This window comes from Microbacterium sp. Clip185 (genome assembly GCF_028743715.1).
Classification (GTDB): Bacteria; Actinomycetota; Actinomycetes; order Actinomycetales; family Microbacteriaceae; genus Microbacterium.
The window spans coordinates 2,858,321-2,875,965 of record NZ_CP117996.1 but is presented as its reverse complement, the minus strand read 5'-3'; the positions used below and the strand labels follow the sequence as shown (position 1 = coordinate 2,875,965).

Annotated in this window: 14 protein-coding genes; 8 read left to right on the top strand and 6 right to left on the bottom strand. The window is 69.9% G+C overall.

Translation table 11 applies throughout. The features are described from left to right. Window positions 1–6: 6 nt before the first annotated feature. Genes PQV94_RS14005 through PQV94_RS13990 form a run of 4 tightly spaced genes read right to left on the bottom strand, consistent with a single transcriptional unit; the run spans window position 7 to window position 5,510 of the window. Window positions 7–2,307 (bottom strand): beta-glucosidase, encoded by a 2,301-nt coding sequence (locus PQV94_RS14005; RefSeq protein WP_443192694.1) that lies wholly within the window; start codon window positions 2,305–2,307, stop codon window positions 7–9. Next, complete coding sequence (locus tag PQV94_RS14000) at window positions 2,307–3,200, bottom strand: carbohydrate ABC transporter permease (RefSeq protein WP_234074447.1); 894 nt, start codon at window positions 3,198–3,200, stop codon at window positions 2,307–2,309. The genes PQV94_RS14005 and PQV94_RS14000 overlap by 1 nt, the downstream gene beginning before the upstream one ends. Beyond that, complete coding sequence (locus tag PQV94_RS13995) at window positions 3,197–4,210, bottom strand: carbohydrate ABC transporter permease (RefSeq protein WP_274286381.1); 1,014 nt, start codon at window positions 4,208–4,210, stop codon at window positions 3,197–3,199. Before PQV94_RS13995 ends, PQV94_RS14000 begins: the two co-directional genes overlap by 4 nt. A gap of 13 nt (window positions 4,211–4,223) precedes the next feature. Further along, on the bottom strand, window positions 4,224–5,510 hold the full coding sequence (locus PQV94_RS13990; RefSeq protein WP_274286380.1) for an extracellular solute-binding protein: 1,287 nt from the start codon (window positions 5,508–5,510) through the stop codon (window positions 4,224–4,226). Between the two features lie 191 nt (window positions 5,511–5,701). On the opposite strand from PQV94_RS13990, the gene PQV94_RS13985 reads away from it, so the two are divergent. Both PQV94_RS13985 and PQV94_RS13980 read left to right on the top strand, forming a co-directional pair. Continuing rightward, a complete protein-coding gene (locus PQV94_RS13985) occupies window positions 5,702–6,706 on the top strand; it encodes a LacI family DNA-binding transcriptional regulator (protein WP_274286379.1) in 1,005 nt (334 codons plus the stop codon). Window positions 6,707–6,756: 50 nt separating this feature from the next. Then, window positions 6,757–8,277 (top strand): glycoside hydrolase family 43 protein, encoded by a 1,521-nt coding sequence (locus PQV94_RS13980; RefSeq protein ID WP_274286378.1) that lies wholly within the window; start codon window positions 6,757–6,759, stop codon window positions 8,275–8,277. Here PQV94_RS13980 and PQV94_RS13975 read toward each other — a convergent pair. Continuing rightward, window positions 8,264–9,421, bottom strand: coding sequence for an ROK family protein (locus tag PQV94_RS13975; protein ID WP_274286377.1), 1,158 nt, complete (start codon window positions 9,419–9,421; stop codon window positions 8,264–8,266). The genes PQV94_RS13980 and PQV94_RS13975 overlap by 14 nt on opposite strands. A gap of 60 nt (window positions 9,422–9,481) precedes the next feature. Between PQV94_RS13975 and xylA the strand changes: the two genes are divergently transcribed. From xylA to PQV94_RS13950, 5 genes are all read left to right on the top strand, one after another. After that, entirely contained in the window at window positions 9,482–10,672 is a 1,191-nt protein-coding gene (gene xylA, locus PQV94_RS13970; RefSeq protein WP_274286376.1) for a xylose isomerase, read from the top strand. 246 nt (window positions 10,673–10,918) lie between these two features. Then, a complete protein-coding gene (gene xylB / locus PQV94_RS13965) occupies window positions 10,919–12,220 on the top strand; it encodes a xylulokinase (RefSeq protein ID WP_274286375.1) in 1,302 nt (433 codons plus the stop codon). A gap of 80 nt (window positions 12,221–12,300) precedes the next feature. Beyond that, window positions 12,301–12,996: a GTP pyrophosphokinase gene (locus tag PQV94_RS13960; protein WP_274286374.1), complete on the top strand. Its 696-nt coding sequence runs from the start codon at window positions 12,301–12,303 to the stop codon at window positions 12,994–12,996. Window positions 12,997–13,022: 26 nt separating this feature from the next. Beyond that, window positions 13,023–13,502: a glutaminase gene (locus PQV94_RS13955; RefSeq protein ID WP_274286373.1), complete on the top strand. Its 480-nt coding sequence runs from the start codon at window positions 13,023–13,025 to the stop codon at window positions 13,500–13,502. A 67-nt stretch (window positions 13,503–13,569) separates the two neighbouring features. Beyond that, on the top strand, window positions 13,570–14,604 hold the full coding sequence (locus PQV94_RS13950) for a DUF1266 domain-containing protein (RefSeq protein WP_274286372.1): 1,035 nt from the start codon (window positions 13,570–13,572) through the stop codon (window positions 14,602–14,604). Between the two features lie 7 nt (window positions 14,605–14,611). Here PQV94_RS13950 and PQV94_RS13945 read toward each other — a convergent pair whose 3' ends face one another. Beyond that, window positions 14,612–15,208: an NAD(P)H-dependent oxidoreductase gene (locus PQV94_RS13945; protein WP_274286371.1), complete on the bottom strand. Its 597-nt coding sequence runs from the start codon at window positions 15,206–15,208 to the stop codon at window positions 14,612–14,614. 218 nt (window positions 15,209–15,426) lie between these two features. Here PQV94_RS13945 and glgX point away from each other — a divergent pair, with 218 nt between their 5' ends. Further along, window positions 15,427–17,640, top strand: a complete 2,214-nt coding sequence (gene glgX, locus PQV94_RS13940; protein ID WP_274286370.1) for a glycogen debranching protein GlgX — start codon at window positions 15,427–15,429, stop codon at window positions 17,638–17,640. Window positions 17,641–17,645 lie beyond the last annotated feature (5 nt).

Sequence of the window (17,645 nt, the reverse complement as noted above, 5' to 3'; positions counted from 1 at the left end):
CGGCGCCTACGAGGTGACGCTCACCACGGTGAGTCGCTCGTCGCGCGCCGTGATCTCGTGCACCCCTCCCGCGAGAGCGGTGTCGGCGGCCGTCTCGCGCTCGTCGCAGGACGGCCCGACCCAGACCTCCAGGGCGCCGGGCTCCACCACGCGGCGATAGCCGCGGTCGGAGAACGCCAGCCGCGCGGCGGGGACGGCGAACTCCACCGTGGCCCGCTCACCGGCGGCGAGTTCGACGCGGGCGTAACCGACGAGTTGCGCGACCGGGCGGGTCACCGAGGCGACGGGGTCGTGCGTGTAGAGCTGCACCACATCGACGCCGGGACGGTCACCCACGTTGTCGACCACCACACGCGCCGTGAACCCGCCCGCGGTGCTCGCATCCGCATCCACGACGAGGTCGCGGTGCGTGAACCGTGTGTAGGACAGGCCGAAGCCGAACGGACGCACCGGGGTGCTGTCGGCGCTCGTGATCTCGTTCGCCGCACCCAACAGCGGATGCAGGTAGCTGTACGGCTGCGCCCCCGCCGACCGCGGCAGCGAGACGGGCAGCCGGCCCGACGGCACCGAATCCCCGGCGAGGATGGCCGCCAAGGCAGTGGCACCCTCCTCGCCGGGGAAGAATGACTGCAGCACCGCGGCGGGTGCCGTCTCGCCCTCGAGGGCCCAGTCGATCGCGTACGGGCGGCCCGACAGCACCACGAGCACGACGGGCGTGCCCGTGGCGACGATGCGCTCGACCAGCTCGCGCTGCACGCCGGGCAGCTCGAGCGACTCCACATCGTTGCCTTCGCCGACCGTTCCCCGGCCGAAGAGCCCGGCCCGGTCGCCGACCGCGACGATCGCCACCTCGGCGCCCTGGGCGGCATCGATCGCGGCCGTGAAGCCGGAGCGGTCGTCGCCCTCGACGGCGCACCCCTCGGCGACGTCGAACCACGCATCGGGGTAGCGCGCCGTCAGGGCCTCACGCAGCGACGGGATCTCGAACCCCATCGGCACACCCGGATGGTGCGCGAGCACGTGGTTGACGAAGGAGTAGCAGCCCATCAGTGCCGAGGCCGCATCCGCGTTCGGTCCGATCAGCGCGATGCGCGCGGGCTCTGCGAGCGGCAGGACGCCGTCGTTGGAGAGCAGCACGATCGACTCGTCTGCCAGGCGGCGTGCGAGCGCGCGGTGGCGAGGAGTGTCGAGATCGACGGATGCGGGTGCCGGCTCCTCGAAGGTGGCATCGAGCAGGCCGAGCTCCTCCTTCTGGGTGAGCACGCGCAGCACCGCCCGGTCGATGTCCGTGATCGGCACCGCGCCCTCGCGGACCCGCTGGGCGAGGGGCTCCGCATACGCGTCGCCCGTGGGAAGCTCCACATCGATGCCCGCCGCCAGCGCGAGCGCGGCGGCCTCACCGCGGTCCGCGGCGATCTTGTGCATCGTCTCGAGGAACGCGACGGAGAAGTAGTCCGAGACGACGACGCCGTCGAAGCCCCACTCCTCGCGGAGCAGCCCCGTCAGCAGTTCGCCGGATGCGGCCACCGGGACGCCGTCGATGTCGGCGTAGGAGTTCATGACGCTCCGGGCGCCACCGTCGCGCACGGCCATCTCGAACGGCGGCAGGAACACGTCCTGCAGCTCGCGCCGGCCGGCGTGCACGGGTGCGTGGTTACGGCCCGCCTGTGACCCCGAGTAGCCGACGAAGTGCTTGAGGGTGGCGTGCACACCCGCACCCTGCAGGCCCCGCACGTATGCGGTGCCGACGGTTCCCACGAGGTAGGGGTCTTCGCCGATGCACTCGTCGACGCGTCCCCAGCGCGGGTCGCGGATGACGTCGAGCACGGGGGCCAGACCCTGGTGGATGCCGAGTTCGCGCATCGAGTCACCGATCGCCTCCCCGACCTCGGCCACGAGCTCAGGGTCGAACGCCGCGCCCCAGGCGAGCGGGGTCGGGAAGGTCGCCGCCTTCCACGCGGCCAGGCCCGTGAGACACTCCTCGTGCACGATCGCGGGGATGCCGAGCCGCGTCTGCTCCCGCAGTCGGCGCTGTTCGGACCACAGCCACTGGGCGCGCTCCACAGGATCGACCGGGCGTGTGCCGTAGACGCGGGTGAGGTGTCCGATGCCGTGCACCGACGCATCCGCGTAGCGCGTGGAGCCGGCCATCTCGCCCGCCATCGGCGCCACGACCTCGTCGCCCTGGTCGATCCAGAACCCGACGAGCTGAGCGAGCTTCTCCTCGAGGGTCATCTGCCCGAGCAGGTCGACGACGCGGGAGCTGGGGGCTGAGGCGGACACGGCCGCATCCTGTTCGAGCGACATCAGCCCTTCACCGCCCCGGTCAGACCGCCCACGATCCGACGCTCGAAGAGGCTGAAGAACACGAGCGCGGGGATCATCGACAGCGACGTGAACGCGAGCACCTTGGCCGTGTCGACGGAGTACTGCGACGCGAACGCCTGCGTGCCCAGCGGCAGTGTGAAGGACGCCTCGTTGTTGAGGATGAACAGCGGCAGCATGTAGGAGTTCCAACTCTGGACGAAGACGAGGATGCCGACCGTGATGATGCCGGGCACCGCGAGCGGCACCACCATGCGCCAGAAGAAGCCGAGGCGCGAGCATCCGTCGATGGATGCGGCCTCCTGGAGCTCATGGGGGATCGCAGCGAGGAAGGGGACGAGGATGATGATCGTCATCGGGAGGCCGAAGGCGATCTGGGGCACGATGACGCCCGCGAGCGAGTTCATGAGCCCGAGGTCGCGCACCAGGATGTAGAGCGGTGTGATCGCGACGGTCATCGGGAACATGAGTCCGGCGGTGAACAGCGCGTAGAACGCACCGCGTCCGCGGAAGTTGTACCGCGCCAGGGCGAAGGCCGCCATGAGCCCGAGGACGACCACGAACAGCGTCGTGGCGACGGCGGCGATGAGCGAGTTTCCGACCTGGCGCCAGAAGACGCCGCTGGCCAGCACGTTGACGTAGTTCTCCCAGTTCCACGTCGTCGGAAGGCCCGACGGGTCGAGGGTGATCTCGGAGTTCGTGCGGAACCCGCCGAAGATGATGTACGCGACGGGCGCCAGCATCAGGGCGACCAGGACGAGGGCGACGAAGTAGACGGCGAGGTTGGACGACTTCCGCTGGCCGGGAAGCCCGCTCGAGTGTCGGCGGGTCGGCGTGCGCCGGCCCGGGGTGACGACGGCTGCGGTGGCGGTCATCGGGCACCTCCCGTAATGGCGCCGGCGGTGTCGCGGCGCAGGACGAAGCGCTGGTAGAGCAGTGCGACCGCCAGCGAGATGAGGAACATGACGACCGCGACCGCGCTGCCGTAGCCGTAGCTTCCGGCGTTGCGGCCGTTGGCGACCATGTAGGTGGCCATGGTGGAGGTGCCCGCCGTCGAGGCGACGTACTGCCCCCACACGATCCACACGAGATCGAACAGCTGGAGCGATCCGATCACCGAGAGGAAGGCCCAGATGCGGATCGTCGGTCCCATGAGCGGCAGCACGATGTGACGCTGGATCTGCCAGTACGACGCGCCGTCGATCGCGGCCGCCTCCGACAGCTCCTCCGGGATGCCCTGGAGGCCTGCGAGGAAGAGGATGACGGCGAAGCCGACGTACTTCCACGTGATGATGACCATGAGGGTCCAGATCGCGAGCGAGGGATTCGAGATCCAGTCGTTCGCGAGAGCGCCCAGGCCGATCTTCTCGAGCAGCCCGTTCAGTGCGCCGTTCGACTGCAGCAGCAGGCCCCATCCGAGGCCGACGACGACCTCGGAGATGACGTACGGCACGAAGATGAGCACGCGGATGAGGGACTGGAACCGCATCTTGCGGTTGAGCAGCAGGGCGAGGCCCAGAGCGAGCGGTCCCTGCATCACGAGCGACATCACGACGATGAAGCCGTTGTGCCCCAGGGCCTCGTGGAAGGCCGGGTCGGTGAGGATCGTGACGTAGTTGCGGATGCCGACGAAGTCGGTGGGGGCGCCGTAGCCCGACCAGCTGAAGAAGCCGTAGAACGCCGCCATCGCGACCGGGAAGATCACGAACGAGACGAAGACGATCAGGGCGGGGCCGAGCAGCAGGAGCAGCTCGGCGCGCAGGCGCCACCTGCCCCGTCGGCGGCGGGGCCGGGTGGACGATGCCGCGGATGCGGCACCGCCCACCGGCGGAAGGCTGTCCGCCGCGTCAGCGACGGTACTCGCGTGTTCGCGAACGGAAGCCATCGTCATCGACCTCTCAGGACTTCGCGGCCGCGGCGTTGACGGCGTCGACGATGCCCTGCGGCGTGCCCTTGCCCGCGAACAGATCGACGACGGCGACGTTGAGCGCGTTGCCCACGTTCTGGCCGTACAGGGTGTCGAGCCAGACGACCACGTAGGGGGCGTCGTTGTAGCTCTTGAGGATGTCGACCAGAGCGGGGTCGGTCACGACGCTCTGCGCTTCGGTGGACGCCGGAAGGGTCTGGAACGCCTTCGCGTAGCCCTCCTGGTTCTCCTTCTCAGCGATGAAGTTCAGGAAGTCGACGCACTGCTTGGGAGCGTTGACCCAGCAGCTGAAGCCGTCGACGCCGCCCATCATGGCGCCGGCCTCACCCTTGCCGCCCGAGACCTCGGGGAAGGGGAACCACTTGAGGTCCGCGAGCGGCTCCTCGTTGGGAGTCAGCGAGGCGATCACACCCGGGTCCCAGGCGCCCATGAGCTCCATCGCGGCCTGGTGGTTGGCGAGCAGGCCGGCCGAGGAGCCGGCGCCTTGCTGCGCCGTCGTCGTGAGGAAGCCGTCGTTGAAGGGGTTGGTCTTGATGAAGGCCTCGAGGTTCTCACCCGCCTCCAGCCAGCACGGGTCGTCGAAGGAGCGGTCGGAGGCCGCCTTGTCGAGTGCGTCCTTCGAGCAGGCGCGCAGGGCGAAGTTGTAATACCAGTGCGCGGCGGGCCACGCATCCTTCGCGCCGACGGCGATTGGGTCGATCCCGGCCGCGCGCAGCTTCTCGTTGGCCGCCTCGAGCTCGTCGATGGTGGTGGGGGTCTCGGTCACGCCGGCCTGGGTGAAGAGGTCGGACGCGTAGTAGATGCCTGAGGGCAGGACGGCGGTCGGAACGCCGTAGTTCTTGCCGTCGATCGCGAAGGCGGAGAGCGCGCCGCCCATCGCGTCCTTCGTCGCCTGCGAGAGGCCGTCGGTGAGGTCCATGGCCTGACCCGCCTTGACCACATCGGCGAGCTTGCCGCCGCCGCGAGCCATGAAGATGTCGGGCGCATCGCCGGAGTTGAGGGCGGTCTGGAGCTTGCCGTCCATCTCCTCGTTCTGGATCGACTGGATCTCGATCTTGACGCCGGGGTTGGCCTTCTCGAAGGCGGCGGCCGTGTCGACCCAGTACTGCTTGCCGTCGCCCGTGGTCGAGTTGTGCCAGAAGGTCAGCGTGACGTCGCCGCCGCTGTCGCCGGAATCTCCTCCGCCGCTACAGCCGGCGAGCGCGAGGGCGCTCATGGCCAGCGCAGCAGCACCGACCAGCAACTTCTTGGTTCTCATGTGATCCACCTTTTCTCTTCATCGAGTCGCACCCCGAGGTGCTGCTGTGGGCACGAGCATCCGTGGCGTCGCTGCCTCGACGTGGCGTCGTGCGGGGGCTCGAAGGGTTCGAGCGGTGTCAGTGTGGCAACCACCCGAAAGGGTGTCAAACGTTTTCGAAAACCTTTTCCGGTGGTCTACGCTGAGGCGTCATGGTCCGAAGGGTCACGATTCACGACGTCGCCGCAGCCGCCGGCGTGTCCGTCGCGACCGTCTCGAAAGCCGTGAACGGCCGGTACGGCGTCGCGGAGGAGACGGTGGCGCGCGTGCTGTCCGCGGTCGACGAGCTGGGTTACGAATCCAGCCTCGTCGCCTCGAGCATGCGCTCGCGGCGCACCGGGGTGATCGGTGTGCTCGTCGCCGATTTCGAGCCGTTCTCCGCCGAGGTGCTCAAGGGCGTGGGCAGCGCTCTGGCCGACTCCGGCCATGACGTGCTGGCGTACAGCGGCTCCCACCAGGAGGGGACGGGTTGGGAGCGGCGCTCGCTCAGTCGCCTCAGCGGAACTCTCATCGACGGCGCGATCATGGTGACGCCCACGATCGTGAACGTCACCTCTGACGTGCCCATCGTCGCGGTCGATCCGCACACCGGCCGCGCCGACCTCCCGACCGTCGAGTCGGACAGCTTCACCGGTGCGCAGCAGGCGGTTCGCCACCTCGTCGAGCTCGGCCACCGCCGCATCGGCTTCATCGCCGGGCGTCCGGATCTGCGCTCGTCCGCCGCGCGCGACGCGGGCTACCGGGTGGCACTGTCCGAGGCCGGCATCCCCTTCGATCCGAATCTCGTCGGCGTCGGCCGATATCACGGCGACATCGCTCGCGAGGCCGCCGTGCAGATGCTGTCCTCCGTCCACCGGCCCACGGCGATCTTCGCCGCCAACGACCTCTCCGCGCTTTCGATCATCGACGTCGCGCACGAACTGGGGCTCTCGGTGCCGGAGGATCTGTCGGTCATCGGGTTCGACGACGTCCCCGAGGCCGCCCGTGCAGCGCTGCCCCTGTCGACCGTGCGCCAGCCCATGCAGCGACTCGGCGCCGCCGCCGCGACCATGGTCCTCGCCCTCATGAACGGCGAGGAGCTGGATGCCACGCACGTCCGGCTCGCGACGCGGCTCGTCCCGCGCGCCACCACCGCTCCGCCGCGCGCGGAGCGGTGAGACCGCCGCCCGCACCGGGCGGAACCCGACCATCACGCGAAGGAGCATCCATGGGTCGTTACCGCAATCCCATCCTGCCGGGCTGTCATCCGGATCCCAGCATCTGCCGCTTCGGCGACCGGTACGTCCTCGTCACCTCGAGCTTCGAGTACCTGCCCGGGCTTCCGGTCCACGTCTCCGACGACCTCGTGAACTGGACGCTGGCGGGACACGCGCTGCACCGCCCCGGGCAGATCGACCTGTCGGATCTCACGTCCTCCTCCGGCACGTATGCGCCGACGGTGCGCGAGGTGGACGGCCGACTCGTCGTGGTGTGCACGGTCGTCGGGCCCGAGGAGGGCGAGTGGGGCGGGCGGACCGGCCACTTCCTGGTGACGGCGAGCGCTCCCGAGGGTCCCTGGTCCGACCCGGTGTGGATCGACGGCGTGGGCGGGTTCGACCCCTCGATCACGGTCGACGGCGATCGTGTCTGGCTCTGCGGCACCCGGGAGGCCGTGGAGGGTTACTGGCCCGGCCGGACCGAGGTGTGGGTGGCGGAGCTCGATGTCGCCACGGGTGCTCTCGGCAGCGAGCCGGTCGTGATCTGGACGGGAGCCGCTGTGGGGGCGGTCTGGGCCGAGGGTCCGCATCTTCTGCCGCATCCGGATGGCGGATGGATGCTGCTGGTCGCCGAGGGCGGGACCGACCTCGAGCACGCGGTGTGCGTCGCCTATGCCGATCGCATCGACGGTCCGTACACGCCGGATGCGGGAAACCCGCGTCTGTCGCACCGTGATCTCGGGCCGGTGGCTCCGATCGTCGCCGTGGGGCACGCCGACCTCGTGGACGATGTCGACGGGCGCAGCTGGGCGACGGTGCTGGCGCTGCATCCCGTGGGCGGGCGGCGGGGGATCCTCGGTCGCCGCACCTCCCTCGTGCCGGTCGCGTGGGCCGACGGGCGTCCGCTGTTCGCGCCGGGCGTCGGGCGCGTGGAGGAGGTCGTGACGGCGGAGGGCGTGCCGGATCAGCGACCGCACCCGATCCGCGTCGAGGAGCACTTCACCGGTGAGCTGCTCGACCTCGAGTGGAACGGCGCCGGCCGGCTGCCGGAGGAGTTCGCGAGCGGGGGCGCCGACGGCCTGCTGCTTCCCGGAGGCGCTGAGCCGTCGAACACGGCGGGGGTCGCCTTCCTCGGTCGACGACTCCCCGACGAGAACAGCGACGTGTCGCTGCGCGTGCGTATCGCTGCGCAGGACGATGCGTTCCGCGCGGGCATCCTCCTGCGGGTCTCCGACGCCCAGCAGCTGGAGCTGTCGGTGACCGGAGCGGGCGACGCGATCGCGGTGCTGGCGGGAGCGGAGATCGGGCGCGTGCCCCTCGGGCGGGACGCTCTGGGCGCCGAGATCGAGCTCAGCCTCCGCATCCGCGACCTCACCGCGCAGCTCTTCGCGGGAGATCAGGAGCTGGTCTCCTGCGAGCTCGACGTGCTGGCGCCCCGGCCTCCGCGCGGGTTCATCGGCGCCTGGGTGGGGCCGGTCGCCGTCGGATCGGGTGAGGCGCACATCACGCGCTTCACGCTCAGCGCGGGCTGAACTCCGAGGGGTCGGCGAGGAGGTCGGCGAAGGCGAGTTCGCCGGCCCCGATGAGCAGGCGGTCCTCGGCCAGTGAGGCGAGGCGAAGCTCGAGGGTCTCGGCGCATGCGGGCATCGCCTGGGCGCGTACCGCGTCGCCGAGCGCGCCCAGATCGCTCGCGCACAGCGCCGCCAGGAACCCGCCGAGCACGACGACGCTGGGGTTGAGGACGTTCACCGCGTTCGCCAGCGCGGTCGCGAGGATCCGCTGCTGCCGTTCGATCTCGGCGCGGGCGTCTCCGGATGCGGCGGCGACCGCATTCGTCAGCTGCGCGTCGTCGGCATCCGTCAGCCCGAGGGCGGCGAGCAGGAGCGAGCGGTTGACCTCGTCCTCCAAGACGCCGCCGGGCACGCGACGGTCCGCCGCATCCTCGATCCCAGGACGGTTCTGACCGAACTCGCCCGCGTACCCGCCGGTGCCCGCGAGCGGGTTGTCCGCGACGATGACGCCGCCGCCGATGCCGCTCGCGCCGCCGTTGAGGTAGACGACATCGGCCGTGCCGCGCGCGGCGCCGAAGAGGTGCTCGGCGAGCACGCCGAGGCTCGCGTCGTTGCCGATGGCGGTGGGGAGTCCCGTGGCGTCGCGGATGAGCTCGGCCAGGGGAACGTCCCGCCAACCGAGGTGGGGGGCGTCGCGCACCAGGCCGTCGCCGGTGCGGACGAGGCCGGGGACGGCGAGTCCGACGCCCACGATGCGATGGGCCGCGAGTTCCGCCTGGCGCCATCGGTCGATGTGCTCGGCGACGAGCGTCGCGGTCTCGGTGGGTGTGGGGGCCGCGGGCATCGCGATGCGCGCGCGGACGGGGATCGACAGGTCGAGTCCGACGGCGGCGAGGGTGACCGCGTCGACCTCGGGGTTGACCGCGATCGCCACGGTGCGCGACTGCGCGGCCACGATCGGTGAGGGGCGGCCGGCACGTCTCGCGGGGTCGGGCGCCTTCTCGGCGACGAGCTGCTGCGCGGCGAGCTCGGCGACGAGGGCCGCGACCGTCGAGCGGTTGAGTCCCGTCGCCTCGGTGAGGGCGGCGCGCGAGAGGGCGCCCTCGCGGTGCACGAGTTGAAGGATGCGGGAGAGGTTGCGCTGCCGCATGCCGATGGCGTCCATGGCTCCAGTGTAGTAAGTTGCGAATAACAACATATCCGCCTCGCATCGCGAAGGAGCGTCATGCCCGCCCCCACTCCCGCCGACAAGTTCTCGTTCGGCCTCTGGACCATCGGATACAACGGCACCGACCCGTTCGGCGGACCTACCCGTCCCGCCCTCGATGTCGTCCACGCCGTCGAGAAGCTCGCCGAGCTCGGCGCCTACGGCCTCACCTTCCACGACGACGACCTCTTCGCCTTCGGCTCCACCGAGGCCGAGCGTCAGAAGCAGATCGATCGCCTCAAGGGCGCACTCGCCGACACCGGACTGATCATCCCGATGGTCACCACGAACCTCTTCTCCGCCCCCGTCTTCAAGGACGGCGGCTTCACGGCCAACGACCGCGACGTGCGCCGCTACGCGCTGCGCAAGGTGTTCCGCCAGCTCGACCTGGGTGCCGAGCTCGGCGCGAAGACGTTTGTCATGTGGGGCGGCCGTGAGGGCGCCGAGTACGACAGCGCGAAGGACATCCGCGCCGCCCTGGAGCGTTACCGCGAGGCCGTCAACCTGCTCGGCGACTACGTCACCGACAAGGGCTACGACATCAAGTTCGCGATCGAGCCGAAGCCGAACGAGCCCCGCGGCGACATCCTGCTGCCGACCCTCGGTCACGCGATCGCCTTCATCGACTCGCTCGAGCGCCCCGAGCTCGTCGGCCTGAACCCCGAGGTCGGACACGAGCAGATGGCGGGCCTGAACTTCGCCGCCGGCATCGCTCAGGCGCTGTTCCACGGCAAGCTCTTCCACATCGACCTCAACGGTCAGCGCGGCATCAAGTACGACCAGGACCTCGTGTTCGGACACGGCGACCTGCACAACGCGTTCGCGCTCGTTGACCTGCTCGAGAACGGCGGCCCCGGCGGGGTTCCGGCCTACGACGGCCCCCGTCACTTCGACTACAAGCCCAGCCGCACCGAGGACGAGAAGGGCGTGTGGGAGTCGGCCGCGGCCAACATGCGCACCTACCTGCTGCTGAAGGAGCGCGCCGCGGCCTTCCGCGCCGACCCCGAGGTGCAGGAGGCGCTCGCCGCGGCCAAGGTCCCCGAGCTGTCGGTGCCGACCCTGGGTGAGGGCGAGACGTACGAGCAGTTCCTCGCCGACCGCTCGGCCTACGAGGACTTCGACACCGACGCGTACATGGGCGGCAAGGGCGGCGGCTTCGTGCGCCTGCAGCAGCTCGCGACCGAGCACCTGCTGGGCGCCCGCGGCTGACGCACCCGCATCCGGGCCGGACCCGCATCCGGCCCGGGCGTCGCGCCCCATGTCCCACTTGCCGCACTCCGTGTCCCACTTTCCGCAGAATTGGACCCCGAAAACTGCGGAAAGTGGGACACGGTGCGAAGCGGATGCGGGAGGAGCGGACATCCTGAGCGCGGGCGTCCTGAAGAAGAAGGCGTCCTGAAGAAGAGGGCGTCCTGAAGAAGAGGGCGTCCTGAAGAAGAAGAAGAAGGAGCAGCGATGACGCTGGTGTTGGGGGTCGACTCGTCGACCCAGTCGTGCAAGGTCGTCGTGATCGACGCCGAGTCGGGCGCCATCGTGCGCACCTCTCGCGCGAGCCATCCCGACGGCACCGAGGTGGATCCCGCAGCCTGGTGGGAGGCGCTGCAGTCGGCCATCGCGGATGCGGGCGGCCTCGACGACATCGCGGCGTGGTCCATCGGCGGGCAGCAGCACGGGATGGTGGCGCTCGACGCCGACGGCCGCGTCATCCGTCCGGCGCTGCTGTGGAATGACACCCGCTCCGGCGGTGCCGCCGCCCAGTTGACCGCAGAGTTCGGGGCCGAGGCGCTCGCCGAGCGCACGGGTCTCGTCCCGGTCGCCTCCTTCACGATCACGAAGCTGCGGTGGCTGCGCGACAACGAGCCCGACAACGCGGCGCGCGTGGCCGCCGTCGCGCTGCCGCACGACTGGCTCACCTGGCGGCTGCGAGGCTATGGTCCCGCAGGTGAGAGCGCGCTCGGGCCCGTGCTCGACGAACTCGTCACCGACCGCTCCGACGCCTCCGGTACCGGCTACTGGTCACCCGAGACAGGCGACTACGACCGTGACCTGCTGGTCGCAGCTCTCGGTCACGACGCCCAGCTGCCGCGCGTGCTCGGCCCCGACGAGTGGGTGACGGATGCGGCCGGCCGCCGCGTCGGCCCCGGTGCCGGCGACAACGCGGGTGCGGCTCTCGGCGTCGGGGCGGTCCCGGGCGATGCGATCGTCTCCATCGGAACGTCGGGCACCGTGTTCGCCGTCAGCGCCCAGCGCACGATCGATGCCACCGGCACGGTCGCCGGCTTCGCCGACGCATCCGGGAACTTCCTGCCCATCGTCGTGACGCTGAACGCCGCGCGCGTGCTCGACGCCATCGCGCGGCTGCTCGGCGTCGACCACGCCGAGCTCAGCGCGCTCGCACTCGCGGCGCAGCCGGGCGCAGGAGGTCTGCGACTCATCCCGTACTTCGAGGGGGAGCGCACCCCCAACCTGCCCGACGCGACCGCATCCCTGGAGGGGATGACGCTCGCCTCGACGACGCGTGAGAACCTCGCCCGCGCGGCGGTGGAGGGCATGCTGTCCGGACTCGGCGCGGGCCTGGACGCCCTGCGCGGGCTCGGCGTACCGCTCGAGCGCGTGCTGCTGATCGGCGGTGCCGCACAGTCCGAGGCGGTGCGACGCGTGGCGCCCCAGGTCTTCGGCCTCCCGGTGGAGGTCCCCGAACCCGGCGAGTACGTGGCGCTGGGCGCCGCGCGTCAGGCCGCCCGCATCCTGGACTGAGTGTGAGGGCCGACCGGGACATGGCCGATCCGGTCGGTCCTCACAGCGCCCACCGAGCGGGTGCCCGTACGGTCGGAGACATGAAGGTGCCGCTCGAGCAGCAACAGATCATGATGTCCCCCGCGCAGCTGCGCGAGGTGCGTGACGAGCTGCAGCGGTTCCTGCTCGAGTATCGGTTCGGCATGCAGGAGATCGAGACCAAGATCTCGATCCTGCGGGACGAGTTCCTGCACATGCACGAGTACAACCCGATCGAGCACGTCACGAGCCGCTTGAAGTCGCCCGACAGTCTCGTCGACAAGGTGACGCGCAAGGGCATCCCGTCGGACTTCGCCTCGATCCGCGAACACATCACCGACATCGCCGGTGTGCGCGTCACCTGCAGCTTCACGACCGATGCGTACCGGCTCTTCGATCTGCTGACCCAGCAGGACGACATCAGCGTCCGCACCGTCAAGGACTACATCGCCACCCCTAAGGAGAACGGCTACAAGAGTCTCCACGCGATCGTCGAGGTGCCGGTCTTCCTCTCCACCGGCCCCGTACGCGTGCCGGTCGAGGTGCAGTTCCGCACGATCGCGATGGACTTCTGGGCGAGTCTCGAGCACAAGATCTACTACAAGTACGACCGCCAGGTGCCGATGGGGCTCACCGAGAGCCTGCGCGAGGCGGCCGAGACCGCGGCCGCGCTCGACGAGCGCATGGAACGACTGCACCGCGAGGTCCACGGCGAGCAGGGGCGGGCGAGCAGCGCGTCGAACGTCATCCGCGTCTGAGGCCGCAGCGCGGTTAGGCTCGGCGCGTGGACGCCGTGGCCGAACTCCTGGATGCGGCCCGGCGCGAGCTGGGCGAGGTTCCGCGTGAGGCGCTGGGCGTGTGGCGCAGCCGCCGCATCCTCGGGATCCCCGCGGCGCCGCGCATCGTGCCCGCGGGCTCCGCATGGCATCTGGGCGTCCTGCTGCTGACGGATGACGCCGTCCTCGCGACGGGCGAGGTCGTCCGGGCGAGGGAAGAGGTGCGGCGCGGGTTCGCTGCCGAGTCGCAGCGCGAGCGGGCGGCGATCGCCGCGGCAGCCTTCCGCGGCGGATTCGCCGAGGGGCAGAGCGTGCATGTCGGCTGGGAAACGATCGATCCGGATGCGGTGGATGCGGCATCCTCACCGCTGCGCCTGGGGGCGGACGGCCCTCTCGTGCGCTGGAGTGCGGCGGGCGGGTTCATGCCGCTCGGTACGTACCTCGCCGAGCGTGTGGCCCTCGCTCGCACCCCGCCCGCGGGAGCGTGAACCCGCCGCGCGGTGCGCTGTTCACAGGGCGTGCGCGACCGCGTCGACAGGGTGCCAAGATGATGCGGTGAGTGCACCCGTCAGCGTCCTGCAGAACCATCCGGGCGAGGTGGAGTTCCCGGTGCGAACGCGCTGGCGGTACGTACGACTGATGGAGCGGCGTCGGCGGGCCGATCCGCGCCAGATGCGCCGTCGCGCGCTTCCCGTCACCGCGATCGCCGTCCCCTTCGGCATCGTGGCGGTCGTCGCGTCGGTGGGCTCGTGGGCTGGCGGGTCGCCGACCTCGTTGTTCGTCATGTTCTTCCTCGGCCTGATGGTCGGGCTGCTGGTCGCCTCCACCGCGCTGTCCTTCTTCGATGCGTCGGCGCCGTTGCGCGCGCAGCGCCGGTATGTCGGCCTCGCCGCGCGGACGCCGCTGACCGAGCGGCAGCAGCAGATCCTCGCGCTCGACGCCGCGAGCGACTTCGCGATCCGAGGCTGGAACTCCTCGCTGGCGTTCACACCGACGTTCGCGGAGCTCCCGCAGCAGGTGCGCGCGAAGCACCAGGACGGCCAGCGCGGCGCTCCGTGGTTCGCCCTCCCGCTGCCGCCGATCGCGCAGCTGCGGGCCTCCCTCGACGAGCAGTACAAGATCGTCTCCGGCTCGGACGCGGAGCTGCTGGTCGCCGACACCCTGTCGCAGGGTCTGCTGTCGAGCCGATTCGCGGAGATCGCGAACAGCGACGACGCCGAGCGGATGATGTCGCGGGTCGCCTCGCTCACGGGCCTGCCTGTGTTCGACGTCTACGATCTCGCGCGCGGCAGCGACGAGCAGCCGCCCCGCCTCCTCCTGGCGGCCGATATCGAGCGCGCGATCGGCGGTGTGCGCTACGCCTACGTCGCCGACTACCTGGATGCGGCGGATGCCTGGCGGCTGCTGGAACAGCTCGCAGCCAAGGCCTTCGCGGTGTACCGGAGCCCGGACGAGTACTGGCGCGAGGTCGTGATCGCGACGGCCTTCCGCTCCGACTCGCTCGAAGCCGTACAGCGACAGCGCGCCGCGATCGCCGAGCTGGGCAGTTCCGCCTGGCCCGCCGCATCCGTCACCTGGCCCGCCGCCTGACGCGTCGTCACCTCTCGGCGTCGGCGGCTCGTGCGCGTCGGATAGCGGCGACGCTTCGTTCGACGGCATCCGCCGCAGCGGCGCGACGGACGCTCTCTTCCTCCTGCTCCGATTCGTGGAGGAAGACGACGCCGCCGCGGCGGGCGCCGCAGTAGTCGATGACCCCGTGCACGATCTGGGTCAGGATGGCGTGCTCGTAGCCGTGTCGGTCGTAGGTGCCGGCAGCATCGCCCGCCACGAGGAGCAGGTGTACGGTGAGGTCGCCGAGTCGGCGGCGGGTTCCGCCATCCGGGTCGATGTCGAAGGCCCAGCCCTTGATGAAGACGCGATCGATCCACCCCTTCATGAGCGCGGGCATCGACCACCAGTACACGGGGAACACCAGGATCAGCTGATCCGCCTGGTCGAGACGGCGCTGGTAGGAGCGGACATCGGCGGGCGGCTCGCTCTCACCCCGGTATGCGGCGCGGTCTTCGGCGCGAAAACGCGGATCGAACCCCTCCGCGTCGAGGTCGATCACCTCGACCTCCTCCGGTGCGAGAGCGTCGGCGAGCCGAGCGGCGAGGGATGCGGTCAGCGAGGTGCCGTCCGGGTGGGCGGTCACGATGAGCGTCTTCACACTCCGGACAAGTCGCGAGCGCGGCGACGTGTTCCCTCGGGTGCGCGAGGCGGCTCGGATCCGGAGTGCTCACCGTAGCCCCCGTCAAGCCCCGCGCCCGCCTCATCCTGATGAGCCATGCTCCGGTGGTGACCGACGAATCCACGCCCCCCGCGTCCATTAGGGTGAAAGCCCCTGCATCCGATGCCTCGGGAGGCGACGACGTGCACACCTGGCCCGGATCGGCATATCCCCTGGGGGCGACGTACGACGGGAACGGTACGAACTTCGCCCTCTTCAGCGAAGGGGCCGAGCGGGTCGAGCTGTGCCTGTTCGACGAGGACGGCGTCGAGACCCGGCACGACGTCATCGAGGTCGACGCGTTCGTCTGGCACGCGTATCTGCCCAACATCGGACCGGGGCAGCGCTACGGATACCGCGTGCACGGCCCCTACGACCCCGCATCCGGCAAGCGGTTCAACCCGAACAAGCTGCTGCTCGATCCCTACGCGAAGGCGGTGGACGGCCAGATCGACTGGGACCAATCCCTCTTCGGCTACAACTTCGGCGACCCGGACTCGCGCAACGATGACGACTCCGCCGCCCACATGATGAAGGGCGTCGTCATCAACCCCTTCTTCGACTGGGGTGGGGACCGCCAGCCGAAGACGCCCTACTCGGAGACCTTCATCTACGAAGCCCACGTGAAGGGGCTCACCAAGCTCCACCCCGGCATCCCCGAGGAGATCCGCGGCACGTACAGCGCGATCGCGCATCCGGCCATCATCGAGCACCTCAAGAAGCTCGGGGTGACCGCGATCGAGCTCATGCCCGTGCACCAGTTCGTCGACGACGACACCCTGCAGCAGAAGGGACTGTCGAACTACTGGGGCTACAACACCATCGCCTTCCTCGCGCCGCAGAACACGTACTCGTCGACGGGCGAGGTCGGGCAGCAGGTGCAGGAGTTCAAGGGCATGGTGCGGGCGCTGCACGCCGCCGGCATCGAGGTGATCCTCGACGTGGTCTACAACCACACGGCCGAGGGCAATCACCTCGGACCGACCCTGTCGATGAAGGGCATCGACAACGAGGCGTACTACCGACTCGAAGCCGACGACAAGCGCTACTACACGGACTACACCGGTACCGGCAACAGCCTCAACGTCGGCAACCCCCACGCGCTGCAGCTCATCATGGATTCGCTGCGCTACTGGGTGCTCGAGATGCACGTCGACGGCTTCCGATTCGATCTCGCGGCCACCCTGGCGCGCGAGTTCTACGAGGTCGACCGCCTCGCAGCGTTCTTCGAGCTCGTGCAGCAGGATCCGATCGTCAGCCAGGTGAAGCTCATCGCCGAGCCGTGGGATGTGGGACCGGGCGGATACCAGGTGGGAAACTTCCCGCCCCAGTGGACCGAGTGGAACGGCAAGTACCGCGACACGGTGCGCGACTTCTGGCGCGGCGAGCCCGCAACGCTCGGCGAGTTCGCCTCGCGGCTGACCGGTTCGGCGGACCTGTACGAGAACTCCGGGCGGTTGCCGGTCGCATCCGTGAACTTCGTCACGGCTCACGACGGCTTCACCCTGCGCGACCTCGTCTCCTACAACGAGAAGCACAACGACGCGAACGGCGAGGACGGCAACGACGGTGAGTCGCACAACCGCTCCTACAACTTCGGTGTCGAAGGTCCGACCGACGACGTCGAGGTGCTGACGCTCCGCGCCCGCGCCCAGCGCAACTTCATCGCGACGCTGCTGCTGAGCCAGGGCATCCCGATGCTGCTGCACGGCGACGAGCTGGGGCGCACGCAGGGTGGCAACAACAACGGCTACGCGCAGGACAACGAGATCACGTGGGTCGACTGGGAGAACATCGACCTGCCCCTCATCGAGTTCACCGCGGCGCTGTCCCGGCTCCGACGCGATCACCCCACGTTCCGCCGCAGCCGCTTCTTCGACGGCCGACCGGTGCTGCAGGAGGAGGATGCGCCCGTCCCCGACATCGTGTGGCTGCGTCCCGACGGCACGCCCATGCGGCCGGAGGACTGGGACTCCGGTTTCGGTCGCGCGGTGGGTGTCTTCCTCAACGGGAACGGGATCCGCGAACGCGACCGCCGCGGTGAGCAGATCGTCGACAGCCATTTCATCGTGCTGTTCAACGCCGGCGACGAGCCGGTCGAGTTCACGCTGCCGAACGTCGACTTCTCGCCCGAGTGGGACGTGCTCGTCGACACCGCCGGCAACAGGGCCGACTCGGAGCCCGTCCGCCCCGGCGAGGTGCTGCCGGTCGAGGCGAAGTCGCTCATCGTGCTGCGCGAGCACCACGAGGCAGAGGCCGAGCCCGATCACTCCGTCGCCGCATCTCTGACGCAGAACCTCACGGTCCCTGTCGACGAGGTGCCCGGCGCTGCTCCCAAGTCCGAGCTCCCGCACTGACCCGG